This window comes from Pantoea dispersa, from assembly GCF_014155765.1.
GTDB lineage: Bacteria > Pseudomonadota > Gammaproteobacteria > Enterobacterales > Enterobacteriaceae > Pantoea > Pantoea dispersa.
Map to the genome: position 1 here is coordinate 279,575 of NZ_SCKT01000003.1, position 15,024 is coordinate 294,598.

11 protein-coding genes, 1 tRNA gene and 1 pseudogene are annotated in these 15,024 nt (G+C 54.1%); 12 read left to right on the forward strand and 1 reads right to left on the reverse strand.

Translation table 11 applies throughout. The annotated features are described in order from the left end of the window. Positions 1 to 3 precede the first annotated feature (3 nt). The 12 genes and pseudogenes from H7K56_RS11365 to H7K56_RS11420 all read left to right on the forward strand — a co-directional run bounded on the left by H7K56_RS11365 (position 4) and on the right by H7K56_RS11420 (position 14,847). Positions 4 to 261: a PAAR domain-containing protein gene (locus H7K56_RS11365; protein ID WP_058758393.1), complete on the forward strand. Its 258-nt coding sequence runs from the start codon at positions 4 to 6 to the stop codon at positions 259 to 261. Then, positions 258 to 1,397, forward strand: a complete 1,140-nt coding sequence (locus tag H7K56_RS11370) for a KPHS_23130 family T6SS system protein (RefSeq protein WP_497816643.1) — start codon at positions 258 to 260, stop codon at positions 1,395 to 1,397. Before H7K56_RS11365 ends, H7K56_RS11370 begins: the two co-directional genes overlap by 4 nt. After that, positions 1,381 to 4,821, forward strand: a complete 3,441-nt coding sequence (locus H7K56_RS11375) for an ImcF-related family protein (protein WP_150361585.1) — start codon at positions 1,381 to 1,383, stop codon at positions 4,819 to 4,821. Before H7K56_RS11370 ends, H7K56_RS11375 begins: the two co-directional genes overlap by 17 nt. Beyond that, on the forward strand, positions 4,818 to 6,419 hold the full coding sequence (gene tssA / locus H7K56_RS11380; RefSeq protein ID WP_150361583.1) for a type VI secretion system protein TssA: 1,602 nt from the start codon (positions 4,818 to 4,820) through the stop codon (positions 6,417 to 6,419). The genes H7K56_RS11375 and tssA overlap by 4 nt, the downstream gene beginning before the upstream one ends. A gap of 41 nt (positions 6,420 to 6,460) precedes the next feature. Continuing rightward, entirely contained in the window at positions 6,461 to 8,215 is a 1,755-nt protein-coding gene (gene tssF, locus H7K56_RS11385; RefSeq protein ID WP_150361581.1) for a type VI secretion system baseplate subunit TssF, read from the forward strand. Beyond that, a complete protein-coding gene (tssG, locus tag H7K56_RS11390) occupies positions 8,179 to 9,264 on the forward strand; it encodes a type VI secretion system baseplate subunit TssG (RefSeq protein ID WP_150361579.1) in 1,086 nt (361 codons plus the stop codon). Before tssF ends, tssG begins: the two co-directional genes overlap by 37 nt. Continuing rightward, on the forward strand, positions 9,242 to 9,787 hold the full coding sequence (gene tssJ / locus H7K56_RS11395) for a type VI secretion system lipoprotein TssJ (protein ID WP_150361578.1): 546 nt from the start codon (positions 9,242 to 9,244) through the stop codon (positions 9,785 to 9,787). Before tssG ends, tssJ begins: the two co-directional genes overlap by 23 nt. Continuing rightward, complete coding sequence (tssE, locus tag H7K56_RS11400; RefSeq protein ID WP_150361576.1) at positions 9,787 to 10,242, forward strand: type VI secretion system baseplate subunit TssE; 456 nt, start codon at positions 9,787 to 9,789, stop codon at positions 10,240 to 10,242. Before tssJ ends, tssE begins: the two co-directional genes overlap by 1 nt. An 824-nt stretch (positions 10,243 to 11,066) precedes the next feature. After that, entirely contained in the window at positions 11,067 to 11,705 is a 639-nt protein-coding gene (locus H7K56_RS11405) for a hypothetical protein (RefSeq protein WP_150361574.1), read from the forward strand. Between the two features lie 67 nt (positions 11,706 to 11,772). Next, positions 11,773 to 12,537, forward strand: coding sequence for a transcriptional regulator (locus H7K56_RS11410; RefSeq protein WP_310736061.1), 765 nt, complete (start codon positions 11,773 to 11,775; stop codon positions 12,535 to 12,537). 103 nt (positions 12,538 to 12,640) lie between these two features. Then, positions 12,641 to 13,428 (forward strand): annotated as a pseudogene (locus tag H7K56_RS11415) (GIY-YIG nuclease family protein); the annotation flags it as partial. Between the two features lie 54 nt (positions 13,429 to 13,482). Next, positions 13,483 to 14,847 (forward strand): VasL domain-containing protein, encoded by a 1,365-nt coding sequence (locus tag H7K56_RS11420; RefSeq protein WP_150361573.1) that lies wholly within the window; start codon positions 13,483 to 13,485, stop codon positions 14,845 to 14,847. A gap of 34 nt (positions 14,848 to 14,881) precedes the next feature. On the opposite strand, the gene H7K56_RS11425 is transcribed toward H7K56_RS11420, so the two are convergent. Beyond that, positions 14,882 to 14,956 (reverse strand) — tRNA-Arg (locus tag H7K56_RS11425). Positions 14,957 to 15,024: the final 68 nt, after the last annotated feature.

Genomic DNA, 15,024 nt, shown 5'->3' on the forward strand with positions numbered 1-15,024 from the left:
AGGATGAAAGCAGTGATACGCGAGGGCGATACCCTGCGGGAGTACGGTGGGAAAGTGCTGGGCGGGCATTATCTTTGCTTCGGTAAAGGGATCGCCTGTATAGGCGATGCAGTGAAGTGCAATAAACATGGCATCACGGTCATCAGCGAAGGCAGTTCGTTATCGAAAGTGGACGGACAGCCGGTGGCGTTGCATGGTCATCGTTGTGCCTGTGGCTGCACGCTGGTGAGCTCCTTTCCCGATTGCGGCATTGAGCTGTGAGGCCATTACCGGAGTATCCACCCTACCGGGTGGCGCGCGCCCCTGACGGCAAGCGATGGCTGTCAGCAGGGGCGCTGATGGTGTTGCTGTGCGGGGGAGGCGGCGCGCTGCTTCATCCTGCCGGGAGCGGTGCCGGACTGGTGATAAAAGGAATGGCTGGCGCGGTGGTTCTGATGGGCGTGCTCTGGTTAATACGCCTGCTGTATTACCGGACGTCGGCCCATAACGCCCGGTACTACAAACAACTGGTTGAGCAGCAGCAGCAGGCCTGGTGGGAGCAGCATCAACATCGTTTCGCGCTTAGTGAAATGGTGCTGCTGGGCCCGGCCGGGACCGATTCGCCACACTGGCTGCGGCTGCTAAAGCGGGAGCATCGGGTTCCTGAGATAAAAAATGAGTCGAGCGGGAAAGCGCTGCGTATCGGTCGAACGCTGGTCGATACGGTGGCTGAGCGCGAGGCTTTACTGGCAAAAATGCTGGTGCTGCAATGGCGGACGCAGCGCGCAGATTCCTCTCTGCCACACTTAAGGCGCTGTTACTGGCAGGGTTCTCTGGATGCCTGGCGTGCATTCTGTAGCCAAATGCAGGTTTCATTTCCTGACGTGGCGCTTCCTGAAAAACCGGAGACATGGCAAGGCGAAGAGACGTTGTCTGCACTTGCCGCAACGGCTCAAACGCTTCCTGAAACAGAGGCCATTCTGGTCGCCGGGTGTCATTCGATAGCTGCCTCGTTTAATTCTGCGCAGCCTGCCGGTGAGTCCGCTGCACTGTGTCTGGTTGCGCAGAAAGGGCTGGTCAGCCTCACCCGGGGGGAAGTCTACGATATCGCCGGGAAAGAGGTTTTAACCGCAGTCTGCGAACGAGCGGAGCAGCAAAGCGACCTCGAAACGCCGCATGACAGCTGCATCCTGTTCTCACAGCCGGCGCTGCCCACCCTGGCTCAAAGCGGCTGGAATGTGACCCATCACGTTCAGGACCTCAACTGGGGGAACCCCGGTGATATGGAAATGCTTATCGTGCTGATTCTGGCGGCTCTTTACGCAAAAAATTATCAACAACCCTGCGGCTGGATAGCCAAAGATCCTCTACATACTCTCGCTCTTGGAATTATTAAACCTTATGGTGAAGGAAAATAAACCCGCTGAATTTTCGGTGTTTGCCACGGCGGTGTTGTTTGTTGCTACTGTCACGCTACTTGTGCTGGCAGGTGGGTTACTGTGGTGGTATTGGGGGGAAGATCTCTCCACGGAATGGGACGTGATACGTCGAATCATGACGGCCTGTTTTGTTGTCTGGGGAGTGTCGCTCTGCGTACTGGTGCTGGGGTTTATCGCGTTTCATTTAATGATTCGGGAAAAAGTAATGGGAGAGGCTTCTTCCAGACCGGTCAAAAAGAAAAGAACGCTCCGTCTGCCGCTCAGGGCGGACATCAGCAACCATCTCCGTCGTCGTTATAGCCTCTTCTGGCGAAGTAAAGTCCGCCTGCTGTTAGTCACAGGCGGTGAAAACGCCATCGCTCAGTTGGTGCCCAACCTGCAAGCCCGCCAGTGGCTGGAAGGCAACCGCACGGTCTTGATTTATGGCGGCAGCCTGAATGCTGAACCCGATAAGGAAAAATACACCGCGCTGCGTAAACTGCGCCGCGGGCGCCCGCTGGACGGGATTGTCCGCGTCATGCCGCAGTCGTTTAATCTGACCCCGCAAATCAGCGACAACGATTTACGCGGCCTGGAAAAAATCAGCGAACTGCTGCGCTATTCCGCCCCGGTTTATTTGTGGCAGCTGTGCGACAGCGCCTGGTCGCAGGCAAAACGCACTGAACAGACGGTAGGGGCTACTTTTCCCCTGCGTGCTGAGCCTGACGATATTTGTCGTCAGCTTGAACAGATGCTGTCGGACCTGCGGACGCAGGGGGTGAGTCAGGTCGCTGAGAACAACGGCCACGACTTCCTGCTGCGCCTGGGTCAGCACCTCAAAGACGGCGGTATCGCCCGCTGGGCTCAGCAACTGGTGCCATGGCTGGCAGCCTCCCAGCAGCGCGTTCCGCTACGTGGTCTGATGTTCAGCCTGCCGGACAGGCACTCAATTCATCCGACAGAGGAAACAGCCGACGCAGAGAAATATATCCCGCAATCACAACGCCATGCGCTGACTTTGCCGGTGACGTGGCAGGGTATCGTGGACGACTGTACCCGTGTTCGTGGCCGCCGAGTCGGTATGGCATGGGAACAGACGCTTGCCTGGACGCTGATGGCCATCATGGGTATCTGGGGGGCGGGAACGCTGCTGTCGTTCGCGGTCAACCGTCAGCAGATCGTTTCTGTTGCTGAGCAGGCCCATGCCCTGGTGGAGCATCCTGCGGTATCGGATGAGCAGCTGACGGCGCTGCATACGCTGCGTAATCATGCCGGCCGCCTGCAGCACCGTATTCAGGAAGGCGCTCCCTGGTATCAGCGCTTTGGCCTGGACCATAACCCGCAGCTGCTCGAGGCATTGCTGCCCTGGTATGGCGTGGCGAACAACCGCCTGATCCGCGATCCGGCCAGTGCTGCGCTGACTAAAAAACTCAATGCGCTGGCGAATTCCGAACCGAACAGCGATCGGCGCGCTCAGCTGGCGACGCTGGGCTATGACCAGCTGAAGGCCTGGCTGATGATGGCGCGTCCGGATAAAGCCGACGGCGCGTATTACGCCCAGACCATGAAAGCTGTGCAGCCGACGCGAAAGGGCATGTCAACCGGCCTGTGGCAAAGCCTGGCGCCGGATTTGTGGGCTTTCTACATCAACGAACTGCCCGGGCAACCACAGTGGAAAATCACCCCCGATGCGCAGCTGGTGAGCCAGAGCCGCCAGGTGCTGTTGCAGCAAATTGGCCGGCGTAACGCCGAAAGCACGCTGTATGAAAACATGCTCACATCGGTGCGGCGTAACTTTGCTGATGTGTCGCTGGAAAACATGACCAGCGGTACTGATGCCCGCCGCCTGTTCACCACTGATGAAGTGGTACCGGGCATGTTCACCCGTCAGGCGTGGGAGGGCGGTATTCAGCAGGCTATCGAAAAGGCCGCCAACTCCCGCCGGGATGAAATTGACTGGGTGCTGAGTGACAGCCGGAAAGCGGTCTCCTCAGATCTGTCGCCGGAGGCCCTGAAAGCACGTCTGACGCAACGTTACTTCACCGACTTTGCCGGTAGCTGGCTGAGCTTTCTTAATAGTTTGCGACTTAACCCTGCGAACAACATCGCAGACGTTACCGACCAGCTGACGCTGATGAGCGATGTCCGCCAGTCACCACTGATTGCCCTGATGAATACCATTGCCTGGCAGGGGCAGACCGGCCAGCACAGCGAAAGTCTGTCGGATTCCATTATCAAATCGGCTAAAGATCTCGTAAGTGGACAGGACAAGCCAGCGATTGACCAGTCTGCATCAGGGCCGCAGGGACCGCTGGATGACACCTTTGGCCCGCTGCTTCAGCTTTTAGGTAAAAACAAAGGCAGCAACGTTATGTCGGCGGACACTTCACTGAGCCTGCAGACGTATCTGACCCGCATCACCCGCGTGCGCCTGCGCCTGCAGCAGGTGGCCAGCGCCTCTGATCCGCAGGCAATGATGCAGACTCTGGCGCAGACCGTGTTCCAGGGCAAAAGTGTGGACCTGACCGACACCCAGCAGTACGGCAGTCTGATTTCGGCAAACCTGGGCGAAGAGTGGAGTGGTTTTGGCAGCACAATGTTTGTCCAGCCCCTGACTCAGGCCTGGGAGACCGTGCTTCAGCCGTCGGCGGCGAGCCTGAATGATAAATGGAGCCGCTCGGTTGTCGCCAACTGGCAAACTGCCTTTGACGGACGTTTCCCGTTTGCCGCCAGTAAAAGTGATGCCTCTTTACCCATGCTGGCTGAATTTGTGCGCAAGGACAGCGGGCGTATCGAGCGCTTCCTGACCACAGAGCTCAACGGGGTATTGCACAAAGAGGGCAGCCAGTGGGTGCCGGATAAGGTCAACAGCCAGGGGTTGAGCTTTAACCCGGCCTTGCTGCGGGCGATTAATCAGCTGAGCCAACTGTCAGACATTCTGTTCACCGATGGCAGCCAGGGCATCAGCTTTGAGCTGCAGGCGCGTCCTGTACCGCAGGTAGTGGAAACCCAGTTGATTATTGATGGACAAAAGCTGCACTACTTCAACCAGATGGCCGACTGGCAGAGCTTCCGCTGGCCGGGTGACACTTACAAGCCGGGGACGATGCTGACCTGGACCTCAGTCAACGCCGGTGCGCGTCTGTTCGGGGATTACAGCGGGACCTGGGGCTTTATTCGCTGGCTGGACCAGGGCAAACGCCAGCAGCTTGACCGCAGCCAGTGGATGATGAGCTTTACTGCCCCGGACGGTTGCACTTTGCAGTGGGTGCTGCGCTCACAACTCGGGAAAGGTCCGCTGGCGTTGCTGGATCTGCGCGGTTTCACGCTGCCGGATCAGATATTCAGTGTCGACAGCGCGGCCACCGCGCAGGCGCTGATGGCTCACACCGCAAACAGTGACATGGAGGAGGTCGAAGAATGAGCACACTGCAGAATCTGGTCACCGCCTGTCAGGCTCAAGAAACTCAGCTGCGGCAGCAGGCGCAGGTACGCACGGAAAACTGGCAGCCCTGGCTTGTGCCGGTAGGTGGCGCCAGTCCGACCGGTGAAGACCCGGGCTATGATGATGATTTTCAGCGTATCCGCGAAGAGGTCAATAAGCTCTCCGGCATTGATACCGGGTTGATTTGTACGCTTGCCGAAAAACTGCTGACCACTGCGGCCAAAGATATCCGGGTTGCAACTTATTACTGCTGGGCGCGCCTGCACCGGGACGGCGAAGCCGGTTTTGCCGAAGGACTTGAGCTGCTGGCGGGATTGCTACAGCGTTATGGCACGCAGCTTCATCCTCAGCGCGAGCGGAGCCGTAAACCGGCGCTGGAGTGGCTGGCAGGCTCCCGTGTTCTGGATAGCTTGTCACTCTGGCCGGAAGTGATTCGCGACGATGCACTGCGCACTGCCGGTGCGCTGCTGCTGTTGCGCGACAGTCTGGATACAGAGCCGGAAGCGTCGCGGCCAGAGCTGAATGCCCTGTACAGCGCGCTGGAATCCCGCCTGATGAAGGCCGGAGGTGTGGATGCCGTGGTACCGCAGAACGCAGGTGATAAGGCACCGTCACAGATCTCCACGCCTGTGACGGAGCCAGATGCGCCTGTGCTGAGCCGCATTACCTCCGGTCAGGATTTGCTGGCTCAGGCCCGTACACTGACCGGATATCTGCGTGAGCAACCCGATGGCTGGCTTGCCGCCCACCGGCTGATGAAAAGCCTGCGTCATGACACGTTGCACAGCATTCCTGCCCCGGATGCACAAGGCAAAACGCGCATCGAACCGCCGCGCGCAGACCAGCGTGCCATGCTCAAACGTCTGTATCTGCAGCAGAGCTGGTGCGAAATACTGGAGCAGGCAGACAGCGCCTTTTCGCGTGGCGCTAATCACCTCTGGCTGGATTTGCAGTGGTATATCCACCAGGCGCTGATGAAATCGGGGCAGGAGGTGCTTGCCGGGATCATCGCCGCCGACCTGAAAGGATTACTGCGTCGCCTTACCGGGCTTGAAACCCTGGCCTTTAATGACGGTACGCCGTTTGCCGATGAGGTCACGCTGAACTGGATAAATCAGAACGTACTGGACGATATGTCCGGCTGGCGGGATGAGCCGGTCAGTGCCGCCGGTGAAACAGATAACGATATCCTGGCTCTCGAGCCGGAAGCGCTGGATAAAGCGGACACCGACGGTCTGGATGCCACGCTTCGCTGGCTACAGACACGCCCGGGCACCGACTCGACAAAAGACAGATGGCTGCTGCGTCTGCTGATGGCCCGCGTGGTCGAGCAGAAGGGCAAAAATGAACTGGCACTGCATCTGCTGGGAGAGCTCGACAGTGCCGCCCAGTCCATCACCCTCATACAGTGGACACCGGCACTGCTGTTTGAAGTGAAATCCCGACGGCTCAGACTGCTTCGCATGAAAGCCACACGCAGTGAAACCGATAAATCACGGTTACAGCCAGAGATGGACCAGCTTCTGGCGGGTCTGATTGCGCTCGATCCGGCCAGCAGCGCGGTGCTTTGCGGCTAAAACGCCAGGCATACCTTTCAAACACACATATTCAGGTTTTTATGGATGATTTAACCCTGCGTTACTACGACGCTGAAATGCGCTACCTGCTGGAAGCCGGTGAAGAGTTTGCCCGTGCTCACCCCGAGCAGGCGGCAATGCTCAATCTCGATAAAGCGGGGGCGCGCGATCCGTACGTGGAGCGATTGTTCGAGGGCTTTGCCTTCCTGATGGGCCGGCTGCGCGAGAAGCTCGATGACGACTTGCCCGAATTAACCGAAGGGCTGGTCAGCCTGCTGTGGCCACATTACCTGCGTACCATTCCGTCAATGTCGGTGGTCGAGTTCACCCCTGACTGGCGCGAGATGAAAGAGCCGATGCGCATCGTCAAAGGTTTTGAGGTGAACTCGCGGCCGATCGGCGAGAAGGGCACGCGCTGCCGGTATACCACCACCAGAGAGATGACGCTTCAGCCGTTGTCGCTGGAACATGCCCGTCTGTCGACTGACCCTGACGGGCGTTCGGTTATTACTCTGCGTTTTCACTGCAGTGACCTCGCTGACTGGACGCGCATCGATCTGAGCTGTATTGCGCTGTATTTCAACGCCGACGCGCCGCTGGCCTGTGCCATGCATGAAGCCTTCACCATGAATGTCGACCGCCTGTGGCTGCGCCTGCCGGGTGACATCGACACAAGGCCGCTCAACGGGTATTTCACCGCGCTGGGCTTTGGCGATAACGACGACCTGTGGCAGAAGGGCAGCAGCAGCTTCAGCGGCTATCAGCTGTTGCTGGAGTATTTCACCTTCCGCGAGAAATTCATGTTCACGGGCCTGCGTGGGCTGGAGACCGTGGTCTTTCCGGCTGAACTCCCCTGGTTTGAAATCGACGTGGTGCTGGCGGAGCGCTGGGAGCATGACTTCAGCTTTACCGAAAAGCATCTGCGCCTGAACTGTGTGCCGGTGATTAATCTGTTCCCGCTGGAATCTGACCCGCTGACGCTCAACTCCCTGCAGACCGAATACATGCTGCGCCCGATGCGCGTGCAGGATGGTCATACCGAGATTTATGCGGTGGATTCGGTGATGTCATCCAGCCAGCATAGCTATGTGCCGTTTTCGAGCTTTCGCCATAAAGGCGGCATGATGCGCCATCAGGCCCCCGAATATTACTACCACACGCGCGTACGTCGCGGTCCGTCTGGTCTGCATAACACCTGGCTTATCCTCGGCGGTGAAGCGTTTGATAACCACACGGTGCCGGAAGACGAGAGCCTGTCGCTGACGCTCACTGGCACCAACGGCCAGCTGCCACGACGAGCTCTGCAGAGCACGGTGCTTGATACGGTGATGAAAACCACCTCAGCCAGTATCGCCGTGCGTAACCTATGTGCGCCGACACTACCCTGTTATCCACCGGCGCAGGACCGTTTCCACTGGCGCGTGCTGAGCCATCTCGGCAGCGGATTCCTGTCGATGATGGACAATGCCGACGTGCTACGCGGGACGCTGGCGCTGTACGAATGGACCGACAGTGAGATGAACCGCCGTCGGCTGGAAGCCATCATTGACGTTAAGCACCGCGAAACCGAGCGTTTCGAGCAGGGCTATCTGGTACGCGGTGTGCAGATTGAGGTGACGCTGGACAGTCACGGCTTTGCCGGGCGCGGCGACATCTGTCTGTTCGGCGAGATGCTGAGCCGCTTCTTTGCGCTGTATACCGATATCTATCTGTTCAACCGCCTGATTATCATCCTGCAACCGACCGGAGAGCGCCTGGAATGGGAAGAGAAGCACAACCGCCGCATTCCCGGCTGACCCCGCGGCTGGAAGCCGACCTTCACCGCATCAACTTTTACCGCTTATGCCAGCTGCTGGAGAAGCGTAATCCTGGCAGGCCGCTGATGGGTTCGACCAGCCACCCGGCGGATGACCCGGTGCGGTTTGCGCCACATCCGGGGATGGGATTTCCGGCCAGCGAAATAAAGGCTGTCGAATATGACGAGGAGGATGACAGCAAGCCACCGCTCATCCGCACGACCTTTATGGGGATGTACGGGGTTGATTCCCCCTTGCCGACCGCCTATCTCGATGACATCACTCAGCGTCGCGAAGGTCACGAAGCGCTGCAGGGTTTTCTGGATATCTTCAGCCACCGTATCCTGACGCAGTTTTACCGTATCTGGCGTAAATACTCCTACCCGGCCACATTTGAGCCCGGCGGTACTGATACTATCTCGCAGTCACTGCTGGGTCTGGTGGGACTTGGGATACCGGGCACCGCAGAGCACATCGCCACCCCGGTGTCCCGATTTCTGGCGCTGCTGGGTGTGCTGCAGCAGCCAGGTAAAACCCAGGAGGGGATGCAGGCCCTGGTGAGCCTGCTGGCACCCGACACGACGGTGCAGGTGAGCCCGTATTGCCTGCGACCAGTGGCAGTCAGCCAGCCGCTGGGCTTTTACGGCGATGACGATTTTCTGCTGGATGGCAACACACCGCTGGGTGAAGAGGCGATGGATGCCAACAGCCAGCTGTTGATTGCTCTGTCCACCGATAACGAGCAGGAATCACAGGGCTGGAAACCGGACGGCCTGCTGTATCAGGACTTTCTGGTGATGCTGCGGGTGTATCTCGGCTGGCGCTTTAAAGCAAAAATCACCCTGACCACCCGAACCCGCCTGCTGGTCGCGCCGCCGCTCGGTGAAGGCCCATTCTGGCTGGGGATGAATGGCGTTCTGGGCGCGCAAGACGAATATCTCCCGGAGGATTTTCCGCAGACCTTTACCACGGAACTGGGTTATTACGCCGGGCTGGAGCCTGCATCATCACAACAAGGAAACCGACGTGTTACGTACAAGTTTGATTAAATCCGTATGCTGGCTACCTGCGCTACTGGCATTCAGCCTGACGGGCTGTGGGGTGACGCAGGGTATCACCGATGGCACCAAATCGGCATTTAACGCCGTGTTTTACAAAAAGATTAAGGTGCTGCACCTGGATTTCACCGCCCGTGAGGCGCTGAACACCGATTCCCGTGAAAGTAATTCGCTGTCTGAGCCGGTGGTTATTCGGGTCTGGCAGCTGAAAGACCGTAAAACCTTCGACAAAACGGTCTATCAGCAGCTACTCCGGGATGGCGACACGATCCTGAAAGCCGATCTGCTGGCGACCCGGGATGTGGTGGTAAAACCTGGCGGTGATGCGAACCTCGATATGCCAATGGAAGAAGATGCGCAGTTTGTCGCCGTGGCAGGGCTGTTCCGCCATCCGGATAGAGTTAACAACACCTGGAAGCTGGTGATAGGGCGTGAAGACCTTGACCCGGATAAGCCGCGCATTCTGGAAGCCGGTAACAACCATTTGACGCTACAACCGCTCAAGGACGACTGATGCCCCAGGGACATAACACACCTTCGCTGTATGAAATGCTCACCGGCAACTTCACCGGCGGCCTCGACCTGCATCAGGTCAGCGAACAGAATCAGGTGATTTTGTCCGTGCTCGATAACATGCAGCGCATCCTCAACTGCCGCGCCGGCACGCTGGCGCATCTGCCGGACTATGGTCTGCCCGATATGACCAAAATCCTGCAGGGCATGCCGGGTACTGCCCATGAGCTGATTGGCACCCTGTCTGCTGTTCTGCTCAGGTATGAGCCGCGCCTGAAGAGCATCAGAGTGGTGCTGCTGGAGCAGAATGTCCCCGGCGAGTTGCGTTATGCCATTGATGCTGAATTGAAAGGCATTGGCCTCGTACGCTATGGCACCGAGTTTATGCCCGAGGGACGGGTTCTGTTGAGGCATCTTAAGCAGCAGCAGTATCTTGCTCACCAAGCCAGAGTTTAGCCCGGTTAGTGAATGAATATCCGTAACAAAAACTGGCAGCAAGTGATGTCGTGCAATGGGCATGATTAGGACATCCCATGAATTATCAAAATGGCTAAATACGACCGGACCTTACGTGTTAAAAAAATGACATCAGAATTCAGGAAATGGAGCCAATTAGTAATACATACACAAAACTATATGTTGAATTTCCTTTGCTGTAGCAAGCCGTTCGTCAGCATCTACTGTTATTTTTTTTCATTATAGGTCAGGTGCTGATATTTCCATCATAATGTATGCCTTGTTAATTTTTTGTCGCCACTCACGAGTGCAAATCCATGCCAATAAACAGGGGGTGCTATTTTATTGATTATAATTTAATGATGTGAAATGAAATTGCGCTGATTTCCTTAGTGATGAGAAAGTATTTGACGCATTGGAGATATAGCAAGCAAATCTGTGTTAATCCTATCCTGAAACCTGAAGGTATTTTTGTTCGCCAAAGTGAATCATTTAACCAATTGAAAGTAGTGTGACCTATCAGATGGCAATGATAACCCAAAGAGATTGAATATTTAATCAATTTTACGGGGTTTAATATTAATGTTTTTACTCAGTAACCACTGCGCCAGTATGTTGTTATCGTGGAGCATGTATTGTAATTAGGATGTCAGAAATATAGTGGCTTAGGACCGTCTTGCCCCGGTTGATGTCCGAATTATTAAAGTAGCCAACTCATCATTGGTGGCTGATAAAAGGACTGATGTTATAAAAGTTGATCACTGATGCATTCATTGTTGAATGATAGGTGATTTCAAATAGGTGTATTAAAAAGAGAGATGGTAATGAAAAAAGTAAAGTTAATGATAGTAGGGGCGTGTTTCCTTTCGTCTATATTTGTAGCCGCTGTTGCCAGTGTTAATCACGATGGTGAACCATCAGCGCCATACAATTTAAGGTGGGGTATGAGTTACGATGAGGCAAGGAATATTCCGTTGTACTCATTAGAAGTCCAGGGTATTAACTACGCAGGGATGGATCCTAACCTAATCTCTGCAGAGGTAGAACCATCTGAATTGAATGCTAATGAATTCCAGCATGTGATTTTATATTTTGATAAGAAAGCCGGACTGATAGGTGCCGTATTTACAGCATCAGTCGATGAACAGCATGATAACAAAAATAAATTAGCGAGAGTTGATAATGGAAAAGAGGGGCTTGAGATTTATCAAAAACAAACTAAATTTCTGGAAAAGCAATATGGTCTGGCTAAAAATAAAGAAGAGACAGTTACTGACAAGAGGAATTTTTATAAAAGCCTTTCTGAATGTAAGAGAAAACAGAAGGAGTGGTATAATAAAGGACTGGATGTTAGCAAAATAACAAATTGCCCAAAATGGCAGAGCGACTACGAAAAAGGCCGCACAGTTGTCTTGCTTACACTTGAACCATATCAAATAACAACGCAATATATATATAAGTAAAGGGGAGCTCATGAATAAAATTAAAAGGGTCGCGATTTCTGCTTTTTTTGTGGTGTTTTCTAGTGTTATGTCTTCCGGATGCATACCTATAATCAATACTGCAAAAAATATTAAAAATAATACATTGACACTTTCCGATCATGCTCGGGCAGTTTCAGCAATGGACAACGGGGATCTAAAATCTGCAGAAGGATTCCTTACAGGAAATCTTTATCCTCATCGTTACAGACCAATCAGCGGCGCAGAATCCTGGGGGAGTTTGCAATATCGTGCTGCAAAAATAGTTGCAACAGCTAAAGATAACGGAAGAACAGTACAAAATGATGCACTTTATTTATCGTATCTTAGTTTGTTTAATGCTGAAGAAGGATTGCCGGAGCATCCTGAAATCATGCTTGGTTATATGCATAAAGCAATGGCTATGTTGCTGGCAGACCCGCATTTGCTTGACCATGTTAATTCTGCACACGCCAGTGAATTACCCAGTCAATTTGAACTTGAGCGCTATGCAATATGGCAATATTTAAGTGATGGTGGGGAGGTTAATTGGAAGAAAACAAACGCAAATGGACAAGGGAGATATATTGCTGGCATAAGTTATCGAGAGTGGAATATTCGACTAAGAAAAGCAATTTGGAATCGAGGTGATAAATTCCTGAGCAATATAGGTAAATCTCAGTTCATTAGTGAGTCAATAGATTATTCCCTTTTTCCTGTTGTTGTTTGCGTATCAAGGCTAAAAGGATGGTCCCTGACGCTGCCTGATAACTATCCTAAACAGAATTTTAGAGGGGGTGGTGATTTTGATTGGAAAACTTGTAAAAATATCTAAATCAGTAAGCGCTAATCATTCCCTTTATTGATTGTCACTATTACTTTAAAAATGGATGAAAAATGCAGCACATTGCTATTGCCGAACCCAAAATATTCGTAAGAATAACTGGCAAAGTAAATGCGATCAGCTGATCAGGAAAAGAGAGGCTTACTCTGCCTTTAGTGAGAGAATCACCTTTCTGGAACTCGAAGATAATGCTGCCTGGGAAGGCGTCAGGCAGTAGTTTCTGGATAAAGTTGTCCTGCTGAAAAAGCGCAGGAAGACAAAGAGTATCAGACTGAGATTAAGCGTCAGATGCGGGAAGAGAAACAGCGTCAGGATGAGTTGGACCAGCAACAGCGCGAAGCGGAAGAGGAAGAGGAAGAGTAACGCCTTGCTGAGCAGCAGTGTTTACAGGAAGAAGCCCTGCTCGCTGCCGAAGGTGCCCACAGGGAAGAGCTGGAAAGACAGCGCCTGGCGCTGGAGCAGAAAATTCAGGAGGTACACCAGCAATATGAACGTGTCAAATCTATGGTTCAGCTTACAAAACAGGGACATGTGCATATGATTTCGAATATTGGATCCTTCGGTGAAAATGTCTTCAAAATTGGCATGAAATGACGACTGGAACCCAAGAAGCGCGTAAAAAAAACGAGCGGAACTGCCGTACCTTTTTATTTTGATATTCACGCTATGAGTTCATGCGATGACGCACCCGCACTTGAAAAGATCCTGCATGACTATTTGGAAAGTTACCGGTTTAATAGGATCCACCTGCGTAGAAAGTTTTTCCGCATCGTACTCAGTCGCATTATCGATGAAGTGGAACGCCATCATGAGCTGGTGGAATACCTTGCAGATCCGATAGCTTTGGAGTATTTGCAAGCCCTTGAGTATGCAGAAAGTTAAGCCGCATAAATAATAATTGCCACTGCTTCAACTACGCCATATGGATATCTGGCCATGAACAATCTTTCCCAACGTAAAATTAAAACCGGCAGCGACCCGCGTAAGCTGCCGGATTATGCTGCTCTGCGTGAAGAGCTGAGCAAATTGACCCATCCGGCACGGCCAGATATAGACTGGCTTTATGTTGAACAACGCTGTCTTTCGCTGTTCGAACAAAACGGAGTGGAGTTGCAGACCGCGGCCTGGTACACGCTTGCCCGCCTGCAGCTGGCTGGCCTGGTCGGATTGAATGAAGGTCTGGCGTTACTGGAAGCGCTGGTGAGTCATCAGTGGGGTGTGCTGTGGCCGCAACCGATTCACGCGCGCATGGACATTCTCACCAGCCTGAGCCAGCGCGTGCAGCAGCAGATGCGCACCCTTTCCCTGAATTATGACGATCTGAGTCAGCTTTATCGTGCTGAACAACTGCTTACCCGCCTGGGGACCGTGTTACAGCGGCTGGAGCTTAAACATCTTAGCCAGCTTGATACATTGCGTGCTCTGATGCACAACAGTGCCGCCAGGCTGGAAAGCCGTGACGGTACGACCAGCGACATCTTGCCCGGCAACACGATAGATACCGGGGCGATATCCGCACTCCCGCATGAAACGAAAACCCCGCATAGCGCCAGATGGGTGTATGTCGCGCAGCAGCATCATCAGCCGAAGATAAAGGTGCAGACAGCGGCATTGGCCCGTCGTAATCAGTGGCAACTTTTCAGTGCCGGGATGTTTACCATGTTGCTTATCAGCGTGGTGGCGGTGGGCGGCTGGCAATATCTGCACCGGCCCGATCCACTTCAGGCTCAGCTCCTGGCATCGCTGGCTCCTGTGCCTGCCACACTCACGTCGCAGCAGCAGGATGTGCTGCGGCAGCGGACGTCCATACCATCAGCCTTGATCGCCGACACGCAGCAGCAGTTATCTCGTCTGGAACAACTCGCGCCCGACTGGAATATTGCGTATGGCCAGCAGCTGGTTGAGCAGGCGCAGGCGCTGTGGCCGGAACAGGCGGGTTCGTTATCTGCGCGGTGGCAGCATCAGCTTGAGGCCAGCATTTTGCCAGCGCAAAACCTTGCGGCCTGGCATCAGGGGATGATGAAGCTGGCACAGTTGAGCGAGCGGCTGAATGGACTGGATGAGCAAAAAGGAAAATACATCACGGTCAGTGAGCTGAAGTCCTCGGTATTTGGCATGATGACCCGTTTTCAGCAGGCTGAGCCCATCGAGGAACAATTGCGGCAAATTCACTCGCTACCAGCCAGTGCGCCCCAGCGGCAGCAGCTTATCCGTCAGCTCGAACAACACCTGCGATCGCAGATTTACACCTTGTGGCAGATGAAAAACAGCATTGAGGTGGCAGAGGGAGATGAGCAATAAGCGAAGCGGTAAACCAAAGCAGAAGAGGCGTTACTGGTGTCCCCTGCAGGAATCGAACCTGCAACTAGCCCTTAGGAGGGGCTCGTTATATCCATTTAACTAAGGAGACGTGCGGCGCGCAGTATAGCGCACCGTGCAGGGGATTTTAACCGTGGGCCGCCTGTTTGCTCAAAGTGT

What these genes read in the sequence shown, in the direction of transcription:
- H7K56_RS11375 (WP_150361585.1), top strand. Translation starts at nt 1,381, where the DNA reads ATGGTGAAGGAAAATAAACCCGCTGAATTTTCGGTGTTTGCCACGGCG.
- tssG (WP_150361579.1), top strand. Translation starts at nt 8,179, where the DNA reads ATGGGAAGAGAAGCACAACCGCCGCATTCCCGGCTGACCCCGCGGCTG.
- H7K56_RS11410 (WP_310736061.1), top strand. Translation starts at nt 11,773, where the DNA reads ATGTCTTCCGGATGCATACCTATAATCAATACTGCAAAAAATATTAAA.
- H7K56_RS11420 (WP_150361573.1), top strand. Translation starts at nt 13,483, where the DNA reads ATGAACAATCTTTCCCAACGTAAAATTAAAACCGGCAGCGACCCGCGT.
- tssA (WP_150361583.1), top strand. Translation starts at nt 4,818, where the DNA reads ATGAGCACACTGCAGAATCTGGTCACCGCCTGTCAGGCTCAAGAAACT.
- H7K56_RS11365 (WP_058758393.1), top strand. Translation starts at nt 4, where the DNA reads ATGAAAGCAGTGATACGCGAGGGCGATACCCTGCGGGAGTACGGTGGG.
- tssE (WP_150361576.1), top strand. Translation starts at nt 9,787, where the DNA reads ATGCCCCAGGGACATAACACACCTTCGCTGTATGAAATGCTCACCGGC.
- H7K56_RS11405 (WP_150361574.1), top strand. Translation starts at nt 11,067, where the DNA reads ATGAAAAAAGTAAAGTTAATGATAGTAGGGGCGTGTTTCCTTTCGTCT.
- tssF (WP_150361581.1), top strand. Translation starts at nt 6,461, where the DNA reads ATGGATGATTTAACCCTGCGTTACTACGACGCTGAAATGCGCTACCTG.